24 protein-coding genes are annotated in these 20,000 nt (G+C 34.5%); 19 read left to right on the top strand and 5 right to left on the bottom strand.

Annotation, left to right across the window (positions count from 1 at the left end):
• Positions 1–54 precede the first annotated feature (54 nt).
• The 5 genes from yydJ to NXS11_RS01630 all read right to left on the bottom strand — a co-directional run bounded on the left by yydJ (position 55) and on the right by NXS11_RS01630 (position 3,608).
• Positions 55–777, bottom strand: coding sequence for a YydJ family epipeptide exporter permease subunit (gene yydJ / locus NXS11_RS01650; protein ID WP_259198115.1), 723 nt, complete (start codon positions 775–777; stop codon positions 55–57).
• Between the two features lie 14 nt (positions 778–791).
• Positions 792–1,427, bottom strand: a complete 636-nt coding sequence (gene yydI / locus NXS11_RS01645) for a YydI family epipeptide exporter ATP-binding subunit (RefSeq protein WP_259198114.1) — start codon at positions 1,425–1,427, stop codon at positions 792–794.
• A 12-nt stretch (positions 1,428–1,439) separates the two neighbouring features.
• Positions 1,440–2,207, bottom strand: coding sequence for a YydH/LiaK family epipeptide maturation metalloprotease (locus NXS11_RS01640; protein WP_259198112.1), 768 nt, complete (start codon positions 2,205–2,207; stop codon positions 1,440–1,442).
• Positions 2,188–3,150: a YydG family radical SAM peptide epimerase gene (locus NXS11_RS01635; protein ID WP_259198279.1), complete on the bottom strand. Its 963-nt coding sequence runs from the start codon at positions 3,148–3,150 to the stop codon at positions 2,188–2,190. Before NXS11_RS01635 ends, NXS11_RS01640 begins: the two co-directional genes overlap by 20 nt.
• A 293-nt stretch (positions 3,151–3,443) precedes the next feature.
• Complete coding sequence (locus NXS11_RS01630) at positions 3,444–3,608, bottom strand: epipeptide YydF family RiPP (RefSeq protein ID WP_259198111.1); 165 nt, start codon at positions 3,606–3,608, stop codon at positions 3,444–3,446.
• Positions 3,609–3,899: 291 nt separating this feature from the next.
• On the opposite strand from NXS11_RS01630, the gene pxpB reads away from it, so the two are divergent.
• The 19 genes from pxpB to holA all read left to right on the top strand — a co-directional run bounded on the left by pxpB (position 3,900) and on the right by holA (position 19,899).
• A complete protein-coding gene (pxpB, locus tag NXS11_RS01625) occupies positions 3,900–4,631 on the top strand; it encodes a 5-oxoprolinase subunit PxpB (RefSeq protein WP_259198110.1) in 732 nt (243 codons plus the stop codon).
• Positions 4,621–5,646, top strand: a complete 1,026-nt coding sequence (locus NXS11_RS01620) for a 5-oxoprolinase subunit C family protein (RefSeq protein WP_259198108.1) — start codon at positions 4,621–4,623, stop codon at positions 5,644–5,646. Before pxpB ends, NXS11_RS01620 begins: the two co-directional genes overlap by 11 nt.
• Entirely contained in the window at positions 5,637–6,083 is a 447-nt protein-coding gene (locus NXS11_RS01615; protein WP_259198106.1) for an acetyl-CoA carboxylase biotin carboxyl carrier protein, read from the top strand. The genes NXS11_RS01620 and NXS11_RS01615 overlap by 10 nt, the downstream gene beginning before the upstream one ends.
• A 13-nt stretch (positions 6,084–6,096) precedes the next feature.
• Entirely contained in the window at positions 6,097–7,461 is a 1,365-nt protein-coding gene (locus tag NXS11_RS01610) for an acetyl-CoA carboxylase biotin carboxylase subunit (protein WP_259198105.1), read from the top strand.
• The gene (gene pxpA, locus NXS11_RS01605) at positions 7,457–8,215 is read left to right on the top strand and encodes a 5-oxoprolinase subunit PxpA (RefSeq protein ID WP_259198277.1); all 759 of its coding nucleotides are present in this window, start codon (positions 7,457–7,459) and stop codon (positions 8,213–8,215) included. The genes NXS11_RS01610 and pxpA overlap by 5 nt, the downstream gene beginning before the upstream one ends.
• 3 nt (positions 8,216–8,218) lie before the next feature.
• Entirely contained in the window at positions 8,219–9,457 is a 1,239-nt protein-coding gene (locus tag NXS11_RS01600; RefSeq protein WP_259198103.1) for an NRAMP family divalent metal transporter, read from the top strand.
• A gap of 169 nt (positions 9,458–9,626) precedes the next feature.
• Positions 9,627–10,313 carry a 5'-methylthioadenosine/S-adenosylhomocysteine nucleosidase gene (gene mtnN / locus NXS11_RS01595; RefSeq protein WP_259198102.1) on the top strand — a complete coding sequence of 229 codons (687 nt, stop codon included), beginning with the start codon at positions 9,627–9,629 and terminating at the stop codon, positions 10,311–10,313.
• Positions 10,314–10,384: 71 nt separating this feature from the next.
• Complete coding sequence (locus NXS11_RS01590) at positions 10,385–10,912, top strand: YqeG family HAD IIIA-type phosphatase (RefSeq protein WP_259198101.1); 528 nt, start codon at positions 10,385–10,387, stop codon at positions 10,910–10,912.
• Between the two features lies 1 nt (position 10,913).
• The gene (gene yqeH / locus NXS11_RS01585; RefSeq protein ID WP_259198100.1) at positions 10,914–12,014 is read left to right on the top strand and encodes a ribosome biogenesis GTPase YqeH; all 1,101 of its coding nucleotides are present in this window, start codon (positions 10,914–10,916) and stop codon (positions 12,012–12,014) included.
• 11 nt (positions 12,015–12,025) lie between these two features.
• Entirely contained in the window at positions 12,026–12,829 is an 804-nt protein-coding gene (aroE, locus tag NXS11_RS01580) for a shikimate dehydrogenase (RefSeq protein WP_259198099.1), read from the top strand.
• 23 nt (positions 12,830–12,852) lie between these two features.
• Positions 12,853–13,146 carry a ribosome assembly RNA-binding protein YhbY gene (yhbY, locus tag NXS11_RS01575; RefSeq protein WP_259198098.1) on the top strand — a complete coding sequence of 98 codons (294 nt, stop codon included), beginning with the start codon at positions 12,853–12,855 and terminating at the stop codon, positions 13,144–13,146.
• Positions 13,146–13,712 (top strand): nicotinate (nicotinamide) nucleotide adenylyltransferase, encoded by a 567-nt coding sequence (nadD, locus tag NXS11_RS01570; protein WP_259198096.1) that lies wholly within the window; start codon positions 13,146–13,148, stop codon positions 13,710–13,712. The genes yhbY and nadD overlap by 1 nt, the downstream gene beginning before the upstream one ends.
• Positions 13,705–14,268, top strand: a complete 564-nt coding sequence (yqeK, locus tag NXS11_RS01565; RefSeq protein WP_373319366.1) for a bis(5'-nucleosyl)-tetraphosphatase (symmetrical) YqeK — start codon at positions 13,705–13,707, stop codon at positions 14,266–14,268. The genes nadD and yqeK overlap by 8 nt, the downstream gene beginning before the upstream one ends.
• Positions 14,269–14,285: 17 nt before the next feature.
• A complete protein-coding gene (rsfS, locus tag NXS11_RS01560) occupies positions 14,286–14,642 on the top strand; it encodes a ribosome silencing factor (protein ID WP_259198094.1) in 357 nt (118 codons plus the stop codon).
• Complete coding sequence (locus NXS11_RS01555; protein ID WP_259198093.1) at positions 14,642–15,364, top strand: class I SAM-dependent DNA methyltransferase; 723 nt, start codon at positions 14,642–14,644, stop codon at positions 15,362–15,364. The genes rsfS and NXS11_RS01555 overlap by 1 nt, the downstream gene beginning before the upstream one ends.
• A 52-nt stretch (positions 15,365–15,416) precedes the next feature.
• A complete protein-coding gene (locus NXS11_RS01550) occupies positions 15,417–16,079 on the top strand; it encodes a helix-hairpin-helix domain-containing protein (protein ID WP_259198092.1) in 663 nt (220 codons plus the stop codon).
• A gap of 72 nt (positions 16,080–16,151) precedes the next feature.
• Entirely contained in the window at positions 16,152–16,616 is a 465-nt protein-coding gene (locus NXS11_RS01545) for a ComE operon protein 2 (protein WP_259198091.1), read from the top strand.
• Positions 16,613–18,856: a DNA internalization-related competence protein ComEC/Rec2 gene (locus NXS11_RS01540; protein ID WP_259198090.1), complete on the top strand. Its 2,244-nt coding sequence runs from the start codon at positions 16,613–16,615 to the stop codon at positions 18,854–18,856. Before NXS11_RS01545 ends, NXS11_RS01540 begins: the two co-directional genes overlap by 4 nt.
• A gap of 68 nt (positions 18,857–18,924) precedes the next feature.
• Positions 18,925–19,899: a DNA polymerase III subunit delta gene (gene holA, locus NXS11_RS01535; protein WP_259198088.1), complete on the top strand. Its 975-nt coding sequence runs from the start codon at positions 18,925–18,927 to the stop codon at positions 19,897–19,899.
• The last annotated feature ends 101 nt before the right edge of the window (positions 19,900–20,000 follow it).

Raw genomic sequence — 20,000 nt, 5'->3', positions numbered from 1 at the left:
AAACAGGGTATCTATAATTATATTTCTACTACAGAATCTGAACAGCCTTTGTTATTACATACCTAGCTTTAGCCAGCGTTTTTTTGAAAGACTCAATACTATCAAGTTAACAATAAAGGCTAGTATGAAAAATGCAACAATTGTTTTAATATCATGTGTATCTATAGCAGTTGCTTGATTACTTAACACTTGATCTACACTTTTGTATAGTGAATTACTTGCTTCAAATGGTGCCAAGATGCCGAACACATGCTTGTTAACAGCAACTAAAACAATGGAACTAATCCAATAAACAATACTAATGCCAATACTTATTAAAACATTGGGTGAAACAATACTCACTGTTCCAATGATGATAATGTATTGTAGTATCACTAAAGAAAACAAAATAACTAACATGAAATAATGAGAAAAATCACCATATATTAAGGAAACAATCGTGACAAAGAATAACACACACACGAAAGATTCAATAAATAATAATATTACTTTCTTATAGAAAAAACTAAATACATTATTACCAATCAGTTTATAGAACAATGTGTTTTTATTTGAGTATTCTTTGTTTATAAAATAAGCAATAACAAATGAAAAAAGTAAAAATCCAAACTCTGTTGCAACGGTATACGCACTGAAAAAATATTGCCCGTAACTCAGATGAGCAACTTTGTCTATTCCGATAGGTAAAAAATATCCGAGTAAAAATAAGAATAGGAAAAGTACGACTAAACTGAGTACTATTTTATTCGATAAGCTCTTTTTAAATTCTAAATTCAACCCAATCACCTTCTTTATACATGAATATAATCATTGATTAAGCGATCTTTAGACTTATATTCATCTAATTGTTTATTTTTAAGGATGAAATATTTGCCTGGTAAATTGCTCAAGTCAGATAAATTGTGTGTAATATTGATAATTGTTTTAGAAGGGAAACTATCAATAAAAGTATTTAAAAATTTATAAATTTCATTGATAGTCTTTTTATCCAGTGCATTTGTAATCTCATCCAATATCACTATTGGCTTATCTTCCAGCAAAAAGCTAAGTAATTTCAATTTTTGTTTTTGCCCATCACTCAAATTTTTAATTAATGTTTTCGAAGGGATTTCTTCAATATTAAACATAGTATAAATTTGATTGAATATATCTGATGCATTTGAAAAATGATGTTTGATTAATCTTAATAAAATTTCTTTTGTGATGTCTTGGGGAACATTTGAAACACTAGAAATTAATGTAACATTATCAGTTATTGACATAGGAACCTTCCCACTATTATTAAGTAAAAAATCTTTTGCCATTTGTGATTTTCCAACACCATTTTTCCCGACAATGTGATTGATAGTACCTTCATGAAAACATAAATCACAATTCTCTATCAAAGACTTTCCATTGATTTGTAGGGAATAATCTTTTATTTTCAATGTCAACAGCTCCTATAATCCAAAGTATTTGCCCCAGAAAATAATCCAATGTATTAAAGTATTTATAGCAATTGATAGCCCTATAATTTGGAATAATATTACAATCCAATGATTTTTAGTAATATTACTAAATTCATCTAAAGATAGAAATGCTAACATTATTTTGTACCCATCTGAATTAAGAATAGGGACTATATTCCATATCATCGTGGAAGAAAATAATAGATAAGACAAACTTAAGGTGTAATTGTTTATAAAAAGCATATTTAATAATTGAAACACGTTTATAAGAGTGAAGTTAATAAAAAGACCAAAAGAATGAACTATTATTTTATCATTTTTAGATAACATATAAGTTTCATTCATTTGAACATAAAATGCAGGAAATACATAAAAGTTCAGTTTAACTCCTAATTTATCATAACTTCTCCCAAAATATTTAAGTGAATATATATGCCCAATTTCATGTAATATGATATTGAATACAAAATATACTACTATAATCACTATAGAAATATTATTAGCATCTGGAATGAGAACTCTCTGTAAGTACAATAGGTGTATATAGTTTGCAATTATCATGACAAGCATAAAAGCAATATAAATTATAAAAGTTCTATCACTTATTTTCTCATGATATTCAATTAGGCACTCACGCATGCTTTTATTTAACGAAGATATGTCATTTCTGTAATAATTTTTCGCTTTCTTATCTTTTATAAAAACATGATTTTGAACTAGAATTTCATAATCATCATTTTCATATTTTAATGGTTTCACTGTAATATTTCTCCATGAACGGTCTAAAAAATTCAATTTTGTCACTTGTGTTGAATAGACTACCACAAATACTACATACAGATGGAAATTCTGAAGGTACTTCAAATTCTTCTAATAGTTTTCTTTCTTTTAAAATATTCAAAAACCAACTAAAACCTTCTTTTCGAACTATATAAAGCAATAAGTTAGAGTTCAACTTCTCGATAGTTCTATCTAGTGATTGACTCATAGACTCTCTTAATGAGAGTTGAGTATGAAATATAGCTGGAGAGCAGCAGGGATAGATTTCTCCATCATGATGATAAACAATTTCATATCCAGGACAATATAATAAATCTTTATCAGTTTCGATGTTATAGAAATTATGTATATTCTTATTAAGAATCTGCTTCTTAGCTGCTCCAACTGAAATCATAGGAAACTTAGTGATTTTAACTCCAAGTATAGAACTGCCTAAATTTTTTAAAATATCATCAGACATTTTATCTTTAGTCACTGCCATATTCAGAGAAACCTCAATTTCTGGATATTTCATCCTAAACTCAAACAATTTTTTTATGCTTGAAATTTTGATAAAAGGTTCATGGTATTCATCATAACTGATTGTTAATGCAATTACATTATACTTTATAAAATCATCAAAATACTGCTTTAAAAGTTTTTTACTGTTACCCCAAAATCCATTAGATATGAGTGTAACTTTTTTATTAAAGCTACTTGTAATAGTAAGTAATTCTTTTAAAAAAGGGTAGTTTAAAAAAATCTCTCCTCCAGTAAAAGAAATCACCTCAATTTGAGGGTTTTTAGCAAACTCTAAAACTAGATTTTTAATATATAAATCGTCCATTTTTAGAGTTGACGAAGGTGAACATGAAAAACAACAATGACTACATGAAGCATTACATTTCGAACCTAAATTAATAGATACACTTTTATGATACATAAACATCCTCTCCAAAAATCCAGAAATTAAACGGACTGAAACATAATTGATACATACTAAGAAAATAATAAACGGTGTCCAAAAGCAAGATTTCGTCAAAATTTGGAAAATAATTTTGCTCATCGTTTGGTTCTGCTCAAATTCTAAGCGCTTTCGCCTCAATCTTGTGTTAATTGATAGAAATGACTGAGATAAAACAATTTATTATTCTGTTTTATTCCCAGTCAAAACTATCTAATTGACATTTTACTAAATCAGTTGCAAGAATTTCTCATAATCAAGAAATCCTTAAATTAATGACCACTACCTACGACCCAACGGTTAGCTTTAGACTTAACGAAGTACCATAAGTCATTAACTTTTGCCAATTTTTCAGAATCCTTAACTAAATTTTTGATTTCTAAGTTTTTCATTGTGTCGTGTTTTTCTTTTTGCTGTTTTGAAATGTTGGTATTCATTGTAATCACCTCCTTATTTCTATTTAAGTTTAATATATCATAAAAACAAAAAATAAAAATGTATTTTTTGTGAATTTTCTATTTATTTAATCGATTAAATAAAGCGCCTTTGATGTTATGAATTTATCCTAAAATTATGTAACAGTCTTTCTATGATTTTTGTTCATTTTCACAAAAATTGTGTTCCTCAACGATATCTACAATACTTTCAAACAAAAACATTGAATTGTCAGTGAATAGTAATAATGATAAAATAGCTCAATGAAAGGGTTTTCTGAAAGGGGGATGAAAATGGAATTCAAACAAATAAGTGAACAATCTTTTATGATTTATTTTGCTGCTGATATCAGTGAATCAATTTTTAATCAGGTAAACACCGTTTCTGATTATTTGAAATCACTGGCACATCCATATATCCAAGAGATTGTAACATCTTATCGTGCAATACTCGTTTATTTTGATGGAATGGCTATCACATATGAAGCATTGTTGGATGAATTATCGCTAACAGCGCATGCCATAACATCATCAGAACAAAACAAACCGCGACGTATTGTGAATATTCCTGTATTATACGGTGGTAAGTGGGGACCTGACTTAGAGTACGTGGCGGAGTACCATAAACTATCAGTTGAAGAAGTCATTCAATGTCACATAGAAGGTTATTACCTTGTTTATATGATTGGCTTTATGCCAGGGTTTCCATTTTTAGGGGGATTAAGTCCACGCATTCATACGCCACGAAAAGATGAACCACGGTTAAAAATACCTGCTGGCTCAGTAGGAATCGCTAACAACCAAACAGGGTTATATCCGGCCGACTCACCAGGTGGTTGGCAAATTATCGGACGTACACCTATTGATGTCTTTGATTTAAACCGAGATCCCAAGATTCTCTATCGACCAGGGGATAAAATCAAATTTTATGCTATTAATGAAGAACAGTTTTTACATATTCAGAAGTATGTAGAAAAAGGACAATTAAATTATGATGAGTGGGTGAAAATTGGCTATGAGCATTAAAATAATCAAACCAGGTTTGTTTACAACAATACAAGATTTGGGGCGTTTTGGTCATCAGTCAGAAGGTTTTTCTCCTGCTGGTGTTATGGATCGACCTAGTTATGAAATCTTGAATGCTTTGTTAGAAACGGACAATCAACCCGCACTCGAAGTAACTATGATAGGTCCAAAAATTAAGTTTTTATCTCAAAATTTATTTGCAATTACGGGTGCTAAGTTCTCTGCGACGTTAAACGGAGAAGCGATTCCACATCAAACAGTCATCAAAGCAGAATATGGTGACATTTTAGATGTAGGAACGGCTGAAGCAGGTATGCGTGCATACATTGGATTTGCCGAACAATTAGATATCCCTCTTATTGAAGGTAGCTATTCAACACATACGCGTACACGTGTTGGTGGTTATAAAGGGCGCGTATTAAAAGAAAATGATATTATTCGCACGCGTGTTACTAACTTGAATATTCATTTAATTGGTCGTTCTACTGATTTCAGTAGTTTTAGTCCATCAAGCGATTTACCAATTGGCATCATGGATGGGCCACAGTTAGATGCCTTTTCAAAACGTACCATCGCAGAAATTGAACATATTGAGTTTCAAGTATCAGAAAGTTCAGACCGTATGGGTTATCGTTTGAAGGGTGGGTCAATCAAGCCAATGGAAAGTGCAGATATTATTTCTGAACCCGTTGCTTTAGGAAGCATTCAAGTACCGAAAGATGGGAACCCAATCATCTTGCTGAATGATCGCCAAACAGTTGGCGGCTACACAAAGATTGGAACAGTCATTGATAGTGATATTGTTGACATCATTCAAAAAAGGCCGGGTGAAACAATTCGATTTGAATGGGTCACTTTTAATGAAGCAAATGAAATTCTTGCTCGTAAAGGACGTAAGTTAGCAGATGCGAAAGAAAAACTTATAAAATACCCACAGCGCTATTTAAAAAATATACGACCAACACAACGAAAAATTAAAAGTGTATTAAAAGGAGATAGTATACCATGGACTTAAAACAAATTGAACAAACACTCACATTATTAAAAACATATGGTGTGAAACATTTTAGATATGGTGATGAAGAGATGGAGTTGGAACTAGATCTTCCAGCAACACAACAAAGTGACGATTATGCGTTTGCCCCAACCACTCCTGCTCAAGCTGTACCACAAGCAACAGCATTACAACCTCAAGAAACAACATCAGCTGATGAATTTAAAGAGATTCGTTCACAAATGATTGGTACATTTTATTTACAAGATGAAAAAGAACTGACAAAGCCGGTTATTAAAGTGGGAGACGTGATTCAAAAAGGCGATATTATTGGATATGTGGAAGCGATGAAAGTAATGAACGAGGTGACTGCCGATGAGAGCGGTGAAATTACTGAAATCTTGGTTGACCACGGTGAAAACATCGCACACAATCAATGTATTGTCAAATTAAAATAAGGGGGATGTACGGATGTATCGAGTATTAGTCGCAAACAGAGGTGAAATCGCTGTACGAATTATTCGTGCATTGCGTGAAATGAACATGGAATCTGTCGCTGTCTATGCGGTAGGTGATGAAGATAGCCTGCATGTTAAGCTTGCTGATCATGCGGTATGTATCGGCAATGCAAATCCATTAGACAGTTACCTTAATATTCATAATCTCCTTTCTGCAGCAGAGATTACAAATGCAAATGCGGTACACCCAGGTTACGGTTTCTTGTCTGAAAGTCCGGTATTTGCACAAAAAGTTGAAGAAGAAGGCTTATATTTTATTGGCCCGACTAAAACAACGATGGAGCTAATGGGGGATAAGATTACGGCACGACAAACAGTTGATCAAGCAGGTGTACCAATTATTCCAGGTTCAAAGGGCGCTGTTGAGTCGGTTGAGGAAGTGAAAGAATTAGCAGAATCTTTAGGTTATCCGCTTGTAATAAAAGCTGCCAGTGGTGGCGGTGGTAAAGGGATACGTATTGTCAAAGATGAAAGCATGTTAGAACAAGCGTTTAAAGAAGCTAAAAGTGAAGGAAATAAATATTTCAATGATGACCGTGTTTATGTTGAAGCCTTCATTCCAGTTGCAAAACATGTGGAAGTCCAAGTATTAGGTGATGGGGAAAATAATTTTATTCATCTCGGCGAACGAGATTGTTCAGTTCAACGTAAAAATCAAAAGTTGATTGAAGAATCGCCGTGTAGCGCGTTAACACCAGAAAAGCGCGAGAAAATGTGTAATGATGCAGTGAAAGTTGCACGGGCATCGAATTATCGTAGTGCAGGCACTATCGAATTTTTAGTGACAGAAGATGCGTATTATTTTATTGAGATGAACGCACGTATCCAAGTAGAACATACGGTGACTGAAATGCGTACAAACGTTGACCTAGTACGCGAGCAATTGCGTATTATGCAAGAGGGAACGTTGGCATTAAAACAAGAAGATATTCCTTTTGAAGGACATGTCATTGAGGCGCGTATCAATGCGGAGAATCCTGAACAAGCTTTCAGACCTACTCCTGGAACTGTCCAAAGATTGCATTTGCCACAAGGATTTAATGTACGTGTTGACTCATTATTATATAGTGGTTATACTGTTTCCTCATACTACGATTCGCTTGTTGCGAAAGTTATTGTCAAAGGAGAAAATCGTGCACATGCAATCGATAAATTGAAGGTCACATTAGACGAGATGATTATCGATGGATTCACAACTACGGCAGATTTCTTATATGCAGTACTGTCATATCCACCATACTGTGAAGGCGACGCCAGTGACGTAGACATTAAATTTTTAGAAAGACATAGTATTATTAAGGGGGTTAATCATGATTAAGGTAGATTTGAACTGTGATTTAGGTGAAAGCTTTGGCAATTATACAATTGGTAATGATGAAGCTGTCTTACCACTTATTACATCAGCCAATGTTGCATGTGGTTTTCATGCAGGAGATGAGAACGTTATGGCGGACACGGTGCGCTATGCTAAGACGCATAATGTCAGTATTGGTGCACACCCAGGTTTTCCAGATTTGAAAGGATTTGGTCGTCGTAATTTAGATATGTCACTTGATGAAATCTATAACATGATGGTTTATCAAATAGGCGCATTGAAGACATTTTGTGATTTAAATCAAGCGCAACTCAATCATGTAAAACCACATGGTGCATTGTATCAGATGGGTGCGAAAAATCGTGGGATTGCCAAAACAATTGCCAAAGCAGTTTATGATATTGATCCAAATCTTTATCTAGTCGGATTATCCAACTCATTGCTGTTAGAAGAGGCTGAAAAAATTGGCTTATCAACAGCGTCTGAAGTATTTGCAGACCGTCGTTACGAAAAAGATGGTCAGCTTGTAAGCAGAAAAAAACCAGGTGCATTAATAGAAGATACATCAGAAGCAATACAACAAGTTATACGCATGGTAACTGAAGGGAAGACAACAACAATTACTGGAGAAGACATCAATATCTCTGCTGATACAATCTGCGTACATGGGGACGGTGCGCATGCATTAGCGTTTGTAAAACAGATCAGAGAGAAGTTATCGGAGGTCAATGTCAAGATTGTCAAAATAGGGGGTTAATATATGAAATCAAATTCAAATGAAATTAAAAATCCAGGAGAGTTCCAGTTTACAAAAGCACACAGGCGTTTATTATTAGGATCTGTCTTTTTGATGGCGACATCAGCAATCGGTCCTGCCTTTCTAACACAAACGGCTGTTTTTACGCAACAGTTTTTAGCAAGTTTTGCTTTTGCTATATTATTATCGATTATTATTGATATTGGTGCACAAATTAATATTTGGCGTGTATTGGTCGTAACAGGCTATCGTGGACAAGAAATTGCTAACGAAGTCGTTAAAGGATTAGGGACTTTTATTTCCATCTTGATTGGTCTAGGTGGACTGGCATTCAATATTGGGAACATTGCGGGTGCTGGTCTTGGAATGAATGCCATTTTCGGTATCGACGTACGCATTGGCGCAGCGATTACTGCTGTAATATCAATCCTTGTATTCGTATCAAAAAATGGTCAAAAAATGATGGATATCGTTACAATGCTCTTGGGTGTTTTGATGATTGGTGTTGTTGCGTATGTTATGATTCAATCCAATCCACCATATGCTGATGCAGCCAAGCATATGATACTACCAGAAAATCCAGCAGCACTTGTTCTACCAATTATCACGTTGGTTGGTGGAACTGTAGGAGGGTACATCACATTTGCAGGTGCACATCGTATTTTAGATGCCGATATTAAAGGGAAAGATTACTTGCCGTTCGTTAACCGTTCAGCAATTGCCGGTATTTTAACAACAGGTGTCATGCGTGGACTGCTATTCTTAGCTGTATTAGGTGTTGTTGTAACAGGTGTTTCCTTAAATCCTGATAACCCGCCTGCATCAGTGTTTGAACATGCAATCGGGCCAATCGGTAAAAATATCTTTGGTGTGGTGTTATTTGCAGCAGCCATGTCATCTGTTATTGGTTCAGCATATACAAGTACAACTTTTATCAAAACATTGCACAAAAAGTTGAATAAGTTCGATAACTATGTTGTTATTACATTTATTCTTATTTCAACGTTGATTTTCTTATCTATCGGTAAGCCGGTTAAACTTTTAATCATTGCTGGTGCTTTAAACGGTTTGATCTTACCGATTACACTTGGAACCATATTAATCGCTTCGAAAAACAAGCGTATTGTTGGTGATTATAAACACCCTACATGGATGTTAGTATTCGGAATTGTAGCGGTGATTGTAACACTATTCACTGGATTTTTTGCATTCCAAGGCTTAGCAGACCTTTGGAACCAATAATTTAATTAAGAGATGTTATAAGTCGAGACAATGATGAGTTGTCTTGGCTTATTTTATATGCTATCACCAATACTAAGTTATAACTATAAAATGGTATGAGTGTAAATATGTAATATGGTAAAATAGCACCGACTGAAAAAATACAATGCTGATATAGGAGGCACTACAGATGATAGCGATTATTGGTGCAATGGAAGAAGAAGTTCAAATATTAAAAGAACAGCTAACAAATTTAGAAGAAATACAAGTGGCACATACTATTTTTTATAAAGGAGAACTACTAGACAAAGAAGTCGTACTGTTACAGAGTGGCATTGGTAAGGTCAATGTAGCCATTTCTACAACTCTATTGATTGAACGCTTTAATCCTGATTATATTATCAATACAGGTTCAGCAGGGGGATTACAGCCTGGACTTTCATTAGGTGATGTTGTAGTGAGTACTCAAGTTGGCTATCATGATGCTGACGCTAGAGCATTTGGTTATAAAATGGGACAGATTCCAGGTATGCCCGCAACATATCCTGCAGATGCGTATTTGACTGAAGCTGTTAAAAACGTTTTACAGACGCTTAATCAATCTGTAATAGAAGGGGTAATTGTCTCTGGTGATAGCTTTATTGGTACAGAAACACAACGAGAAGCAATTTTAAAAAACTTTCCTCAAGCAATTGCCGCTGAAATGGAAGCTGCAGCTATTGCACAAACATGTTACCAATTCAAAAAGCCTTTTATTATTACACGTGCCATCTCTGATTTAGCTGATGGAGAAGCTAGCATGACTTTTGATGCTTTTCTCAAAGTAGCTGCTAAGTCTTCTAGTGACATGGTCTACGCATTGATTGAAGAACTCTAATAAGGACTATAGCTTAAATTAGGAATATGCTATAATGATTGGAATGAAGTTATTTAATTTGGAGGCACAGTATGGGGATTTTGAAACGATTATTTTTACCCAACCAATATGTGAGAGATATTCACGAGATAGATTTTCAACAATTAGAAGCGCGTAACATTCGAGGTATTATTACAGATTTAGATAATACGCTTGTCGGTTGGGATGAAGCAAATCCAACACCTAAAGTGGAACAATGGTTTAAATCACTTGATGAACGTGGCTTTAAAGTGACAATTGTATCGAATAATAATGAAAAACGCGTAAAAGCATTTTGTAAAGACTTAAAGGTAGATTATATTTTTAAAGCTCAGAAACCACGAGGAAAGTCTTTGTGCAAGGCGACAAAACAAATGGGCTTACAAAAAAATCAAGTAGTGGTCATTGGCGATCAAATGTTGACAGATGTTTTTGGTGGTAACCGCAGTGGACTATACACGATTATGGTAGTACCCGTGAAAAACTCCGATGGTCTAGCGACAAAGGTGAACCGCTTAATTGAACGTCGTATTTTGAACCATTTCAAGCGTAGAGGTTACATCAAATGGGAGGAGTCTTAATATGACGAATGCATTAAAATGTATCGGTTGTGGCGCAACGTTACAATCTGAAAATCCAAATGAAGCGGGCTATGTACCCAAAGCAAGTTTGGACAAAGAAGATGTTATTTGTAGACGTTGTTTCCGCTTAAAAAATTACAATGAAGTTCAAGATGTCGGTATGGAAAGTGAAGACTTTTTAACATTATTAAATGGGCTTGCTGACAAAAAAGGAATTGTTGTCAACCTTGTCGATGTTTTTGACTTTGAAGGGTCATTTATCCATGCATTAAAACGAATTGTCGGTAATAAAAAAATCATTTTAGCTGCAAATAAGATTGATTTATTGCCAAAGCAGATTAATAAACGACGTGTGACAGAATGGTTAAGACGTAGTGCTAAAGCATATGGACTTATGCCTGATGATGTTGTCTTGTTGTCAGCAATGAAAGGGTACGGTATTGAGGACTTAATGCAAGCGATTGAGAAGCACCGTCATCATCAAGATGTTTATATTGTTGGTACAACAAACGTTGGAAAGTCTACTTTAGTAAATAAGTTAATTGAAGAAAGTGTCGGCGAGAAGAATGTTATAACGACATCCAAAGTGCCTGGAACAACGCTTGATATGATTGATATACCATTAGATGATAACAGTTATATGTATGATACGCCTGGCATTGTTCAAGCACATCAAATGACACACTATGTTACAACAAAAGAACTTAATTTGATTATGCCTAAAAAAGAAGTCAAACAACGTGTCTACCAATTAAATGAAGCACAGTCCTTATTCTTTGGCGGTCTAGCAAGAATTGATTATATCAGCGGAGGAAAGCGTCCTCTTATTTGTTATTTTTCAAACGAATTGCATATTCATCGTACAAAACTTGAAAAAGCCGATAAGTTGTGGCGAGAACAATTAGGTAAACTCTTAGCTCCACCATCTAATAGCGAACGCTTTGATTTCAATCAATTAAAGCAAGTTTCATTACGCACTGAAGATGGTAAAAGCGATGTAATGATAGCTGGGCTAGGGTTCATTACGATTGATGAAGGGGCTGAAGTGATGGTTACTGTGCCTCAAAATGTAGAAGTTTATTTGCGTCCATCAATTATGTAGGAGGAAGCTATATGAAATTTGCAGTCATTGGACATCCAATAGAGCATTCACTATCGCCGTTAATGCATCATGCCAATTTTGAAGCTTTGCATTTGGATTATCATTATCAAGCATTAAACATTCCACCTGAGCATTTTCAACATATTCGCGATATTGCTGTGGAATATGATTTAGATGGGTTTAATGTAACGATTCCTCATAAAGAACGTATCATCCCATATTTGGATACTATGACGGAAGAAGCGCAAGCAATTGGTGCAGTGAATACCGTTTTAATAAAGGATAATCAATGGATTGGACATAATACAGATGGATTGGGATTTGTGAAAGGCTTAATTGACCATTACGGTGACTTGCACAATGCTAAAATCCTAATCATCGGCGCGGGTGGTGCGAGCAAAGGAATTGCGTATTCATTATCTCAACAGTCCAAACATCTCGTTGCCGTTGCAAATCGCACTATGTCTCGTTTTGATAATTGGCAATTTGAGGTGCAGCCTTATCACTTGTCAGATATAGACAATATCGCAAACCAATTCGATATAATTATCAATACGACGCCTGTAGGTATGCATGCCTCTACAGATCAAGTTGTTGCTTTAAAACAATTGAAAAAAGATGTGCTCGTCTGTGATATTATATATATTCCCGCTGAGACAGCATTTTTAAAATCTGCTAAGGCACGTGGCTATCGCACATATAATGGTCTTGATATGTTCATTTATCAAGGGGCTGAAAGTTTCAAATTTTGGACGAGTAAAGAAGCTAATGTTGAAGTAATGCGTCAATGCGTTAAAAACCGCTTATATTCGTAATCAATTATTAATAGGAGGTCGTCATGACATTAACTGGTAAACAAAAACGCTTTTTAAGAAGTGAAGCACATCATATTGATCCCATTTTCCAAATTGGTAAAGCAGGGATTAATCATAATATGATTGTACAGATAGACGAAGCATTAGAAAAACGTGAACTTATTAAGGTGCATATTTTACAAAATAACTTAGAAGATAAAAGTGAATTAGCAGCAACACTTGCACGATCAACGAATAGTTATCTTGTGCAGCTAATCGGTTCAATTATCGTGCTATATCGTGAATCTAAAGACAACAAGCAAATAGAGTTACCATAATGAAACGCATTGTTGTATATGGAGGACAATTCAATCCGATTCACAGCGCCCACGAGATGATTGCAAGTGAAGTAAATGCTGCGATAAAGCCGGACGCTTTTTATTTTATGCCAAGCTATATGTCCCCACTTAAAGAACATCATGATTCAATTGATATTACAGATCGACTGGCAATGATTCAATTGGTGATAGACAACTTAGGTTTTGGGACCTTGCGCTTAGATGAAATAGAAAGAAAAGGGAAAAGTTACACATACGACACACTAAAAGCGCTTCATGCTACCGAACCAAACACTGAACTTTTTTTCGTAATAGGTACGGATCAATACGATCAGTTAGACCAATGGTACCGTATCGATGAATTAAAAGAATTCGTCACATTTATTGTGGTGAATCGTGGAAGAAAAATTAAGACTGATGATGCATCTATCATCACGATAGATATACCTGAAATGGCAATTAGCTCTACGATTGTTCGACATCGATGCAAAAATAACGAAACGATACACATGTGGGTACCGTTAAATGTTGAGTCATATATTTTGAGGAGGGGATTGTATGGATAAACAATTCGCTATTGAACTTGTGGAACAAAAGCTACCGAAAAAACGATTTAAACATTCGTTACGTGTAGCTGAAACAGCGGTTAAGTTAGCTGAAATCTATGAAGGGGATAAAGACAAAGCAGAACTCGCTGGTATCTTGCATGACTTCTGTAAATATGATGATTTAAGTTATTTGTATCAGCAAGTAACTAAGTATCAATTAGATTCTGACTTATTAAGCTACGGATCCGAAATATTACACGGTCCCGTATGCGCAGTTCTAATGGAACATCAATATGGTGTAACTGATGAAGAAGTATTACAAGCTATTTATTATCATACAACTGGACGTAAAAAGATGAGTAAAACAGAAAAATTAGTCTTTATTGCGGACTATATTGAGCCTAAACGTGAAACGCCAGGTGTGGATGAAATTCGTGACCTTATCTATAATGGTGGTGGTTTAGACCGTACTATTTATGAGATCTCCAAAAGAACGGTATTACACTTGGTCAATAAAGATGTCAGCGTCTACCAACCGACTATTGACTGTTTAAACTATTACAATTTTAATTGAAAATAAAGGATGATTAAATGAACGCAAATGAATTATTAATGTTAAGTGTTACAGCTGCAGATGAGAAAAAAGCGGAAGATATTATTTCCATCAATATGCAAGGAATTTCGGATATTGCCGATTATTTTTTAGTATGTCATGGAAATAATGAGCGTCAAGTGCAAGCAATTGCTAAATCTGTAAAGGATCATGCTGAAGAACAAGGCATTTATGTCAAACGAATGGAAGGCTATGATGAAGCACGTTGGATTCTAATCGATCTAGCCGATGTAGTTGTCCATGTCTTCCATAAAGATGAACGTGATTACTATAATCTTGAAAAATTGTACCATGATGCTGAAATTTTAGGTTATCATGAGGTCATCAAGGCATAATGGCTTATCAAACACTAAGTGCATTTTATGACAAGTTGACAGATGATCAACCCTATAATCAATGGCAAGCACTCATACAACATTATCTTCCTAACAAACACATTGATGCGATATTAGATTTGGGCTGTGGAACAGGGACTTTGACGACAGCTTTTTTAGATTTTGCCGATCGCGTAGTTGGTATGGATTTGAGTGAAGAAATGATCACATACGCACAACAAAAATCTGATAAAGTAGAGTGGCTTGTAGGAGATATGACTTCATTCTCACTGTCGAACTACTTTGATGTGATTACAATTTTATGTGACTCGTTGAATTATTTAACAGATGAGGAAGAGGTGTTAGCTACCTTTAATCACGTCTATCAACACTTAAAACCTAATGGGGTCTTAATATTCGATGTTCATACAACACATAAAATGGATACACAATTTAACGGTTCAACCTATTTAGACGATCGTGAAAATCTAACACTTGTTTGGCAGACAGAAGTAGGGGAACTACCACATAGCGTTTGGCATGACTTAACATTTTTCGTTCAACAAGAAAATGGTCTCTATAAACGCTATGATGAATCGCAATTTCAAAGAACGTTAGATAAAGCGATATACTATCATATGTTAGATTCAATCGGTTTCAAGAATATCATTACTTTTTATGATTTCGATCCTAATAATTGTGATACTACGAGTGACAGATTATTTTTTGTGGCTACGAAATAGAAGTAATCGCCCTCCTTTACACGTGTATAAAGTTGTAAAGGAGGATTTTTATATGACTTTTTTCTCTCAATTGCAAAGCTGGTGTATGAAGAATCGATTATTGGTCATTATATGCTGTCTTCTAGCAATCACTTTCGTCACAATTATCCTACGCCAAATGCCATCAGACTCAGAATCTTTGCAATCGTCTCCCCTTATTCAAGAAAATAACAAAAATCAATCTTTAACGAACACTAAGCCCACTAATACTTCATCTACTAATCAACCACCCACAGCAATTGTCGTTGATATTAAGGGCGCTGTTAAGCATCCAAATACCTATCAGATGTTGTCGGATGACCGTATAAAACAATTATTAGATAAAGCTGAGGTGTTGCCAACTGCGGATTTATCACAGATTAACCTTGCTGAGAAGTTAAGTGATCAGAAAATGATTTATATCCCACAAAAAGGAGAACAACCGAAAACAACATCCGCCTCAATGGTTACTAGCACTGGTTCTAGTTCATCCTCTAATGGGGGGATAACTACCAATCTGAACACAGCACAATTGAATGATTTAACAAATATACCAGGTATTGGTCCTGCGAAAGCCCAAGCGATTATAGCTTATCGTGAAGAAAAAGGACGCTTTCAATCTGTCGAGGAGCTGAAACAAGTAAAAGGCATCGGTGAGAAGACCTTTGAGAACATAAGCAGTTATTTTAGCGTTTGATTGTAGCAAGACTAGTGTGAAATATTAAAATCAGTTATAATCAAAAATAACATCTACTCGAGAGGTGAAATTATGGAAAGAATAAAATGGCATGATTATTTTATGGCACAGGCGCATTTGCTTGCATTGCGTTCAACATGTAAGCGTTTATCTGTCGGTGCAACGATTATTAAAGACAATCGTATTATTGCAGGCGGTTACAATGGTTCGGTAGCTGGAGAGGTTCATTGTACTGATGATGAATGTTTACTTGAAGATGGTCATTGTATCCGCACCATTCATGCTGAAATGAATGCGCTACTGCAATGTGCAAAACAAGGTGTTTCAACAGAAGGATCAACAATTTATGTAACGCACTTTCCATGTGTGAATTGCACCAAATCAATTATACAAGCTGGTATTAAAACAATTTATTATGCAAAAGATTATCACAATCATTCATATGCTTTGAAGTTACTTGAACAATCTGGTGTGAAGTACGAACGTATCCCATTTGAACCTGAACGAATTGCTAATTATATCATGGTTACACAATGATCTATTTTTTACTTTTTTATATTGTTGGACAACTCGCTTATCATCATGCTTTATCTGCATTTTTTATCGGCAGCATTTTATTAGTAAGCATGGTGATTAAGCGAAAAACGTTATTGACTATTTTCTGCACGGGGCTTGTATGTCTATTAGGTTATTATATCGAAACTTTTATCCCTCCACAGCAAACTGACTCGATTTTAGCAACAGCTCATTCATCTTCAGAGGCCTCTATCCATACGGCAATTCATTTGACAACTTTACCTATTAAAAAAGATACTTATTATACTGCTGAAGTAACTACTCAAACCCAACCTTATCGTTTGATTTTTGGCGATTTTAGTAATCATAACGGCAATTATAATGCGTATTTTTGGGCAACACATGTCTGTCATATTGATGCAACTATTAAACCACCAACTGAATATGCATTGCTTCCCACCTTATTTGTAAATCAACTTGATATGTCAAGATGTACTATCAAAACACATTTGTCATGGACTGATACAATTAAAATGACACGTAATATCGCTACTGAAAGATTGCTACAATCACAATTACCGGGCAACCCATATATTATCGCCCTCGTGACTGGTACGACAGACTACATTCCGTTTGATCAGAAGCAATTACTGAAAGAATTAGGTATCTCACATTTATTTGCTGTTAGTGGGACACATGTTGGGATTTTAACTGGTCTTTTATATACAATTGGCAAAAGATTACCTATACCTCTTTATATAATACAAATATTACTATTAGCTATTTTGCCGATATTTTTAATATTTTCAGGAAATAGTCCAAGTGCACAAAGAGCTGTTGTTATGGCTGCTTTAGTCATTATCTTTGCTCGTTTTATTCAACAAAGTGCCACGCATATTTTATTATACGCTTACATTTGTGTTTCTCTCTTTAATCCTGCTGTTCATTATCATTTAGGTTTTCAATATTCTTTTGCTATTTGTTTTTTACTTATTACACTTCGTACAACCTATCTCCATCAGCACTTTTTAAAGTCAATTTTTACCACAAGCTTCATTGCAGTTTTAGGAACAATCCCAATAAGCTATCAACATTTTAATGAATTACAGTGGTTGGGATTAATTTCAAACATTTTCTTTATTCCGCTCTATAGTCTTTTTATTATTCCACTCTCATTTTTAACGACTTTTTTAGCAATCATATGTCCAAGTGTTTTATGTATTTTTACATATCCTTTTTCGTTATTTTTTAAAGTTCACATGCTATTGATTCATTTTTTAAAAATGCTCACACATTTGAAGATAATTTTGCCATCATATGGTGAATTCGGTTATTTCTTGATGATAGTTGTCGTCAGTTTCACAGCTTACTTATTGGCAAAACAGCAATATAAAAAACTTGTATGTTTCATCATTATTTGGCTCTGCGTGATGATACTATGGCATCCACATTTTGAGAATCGTATGACTTTAATTGATGTAGGACAAGGTGATGCCATTTTATTTGAAGCTCAAACAGGAGAGACACTTCTCATTGATACAGGGGGAGTAAGAGAAAGTTCACAACATGCTAAACAGAAATATAGTATTACTGATCGAAAATTATATCCTTTGTTAAAAAGAAGAGGGATATATAAAATAGATTATCTTGTTATTACACATCCACATGCAGATCATATGGGAGAACTTGAACATCTCGCACATCGTATGAACATATCTAACATTATTATAAATCCAAATCATTTTGATAGTATAAATGCCAAAAAAGTTAGAAGTGTCCTTCGACAAGAACAAGCTAAATTATGGGATTACCGTCAGATATCTCACTTGCAACTAGGAGATTATGATTTCCAATTTTTAGATAGTGATATTGATACTAGTGATGATCCAAATGAACATTCAATTGTAACATTAGTTAGAATTCACCAAACAACAGTGATGTTGATGGGTGATGCAACCGTAGATAATGAAGCAAAATTGATGACCAATTATTCATTAGAAAAGGTTGATATATTAAAAGTTGGACACCATGGTAGCAAAACAAGTAGTTCAGAGGTATTTTTAGATGCGATTAATCCAGAGGTAGCATTGCTATCTGTAGCAAAACATAATATGTATCGTCTACCGAACCCATTAATTTTGGATCGTTTCAAAAAACGCGGTATACCGATTTATAGTACCGCAAATAATCATCACGTCATCGTCAATTTTGATATTCAAAGCGCGCAACATTACACATTATCAAGTGAGTCGACACCGTAACATTTTCCATACTTTATACAAAAGCATGTTATAATACGAATACATTTAGTTGTGAAAGGAAGAACCCGATGTCTTACTTGCATGTTGTATATGGAGAAGTTCCAGAACTCGTGGACAAAGAAAGCGATCAACTGATTGAAAAATATTTAGATAAAGAGCCTAGAGATGAATTTAATTATGCAAAATACAATTTGTACGAGTCCGAATTAAACGTAATCATGGAAGAAGCAATGACATTACCGTTCTTTTCGGATAAAAAAGTCGTATTAGTGCAAAATAGTTATATCTTCACTGGTGAAAAAGTGACTAAAACAACACAACCCAATTTAAATGGTTTTATGCGTTTTCTTGAAAATTATGACAGTCAAACATTGGTTATTTTTCAAGTGAATGCCGCAAAACTTGATGAAAGAAAAAAAGTCGTTAAACATCTAAAAAAATATGCGTCACTAAAAAAAGTGGAGCAATTTACTGAACAAGAGATGAAATCATGGGTTCAATCACAGTTGCATGCACAATTTAAGGATATTAAGCAAGATGCATTAGATACATTGATTCGTTTAACTGGTATTCATTATCGCATTATTCAGCAAGAACTCGAAAAAATAATATTGTTCATTGGTCATCGATCGACTATTACTAAACAAGATGTACTTGCTATTGTAAATAGAAGTTTAGAACAAAATGTCTTTTTACTCACTGAATATATTCAAAAAGGAGAAAAAGATCGAGCAATAACTTTAATGAAAGACTTGATTAAACTAAAAGAGGAGCCAATTAAGTTGCTGGCACTTATAACAAGTAACTATCGTTTGTATTATCAATCTCTTATTCTCAGTCAAAAAGGCTATTCACAACAACAAATCGCGAAAACAGTTGGGGTACATCCATATCGTGTGAAATTGGCTTTACAGCAAACAAGAAAGTATCAGTTAGCACAATTGCTAAAAATCATTGATGCATGTGCTGAGACAGATTATAAGCTTAAGTCATCGTATATGGATAAAGTATTGATACTTGAATTGTTTATTCTTAGTTTGTAACTCATTTTATGATACCGACGTAATAGCAAAATGCTGTTATTTCGGTGTCATAGCATAAAAAAAACTCTAATATTGAATAAATCAACATTAGAGGGACTATA

This window comes from Staphylococcus americanisciuri (assembly GCF_024814435.1).
Taxonomy (GTDB): Bacteria; Bacillota; Bacilli; order Staphylococcales; family Staphylococcaceae; genus Staphylococcus; species Staphylococcus americanisciuri.
Note: the sequence above shows the minus strand (reverse complement) of the source record. Positions and strands in the feature narration are given on the sequence as shown.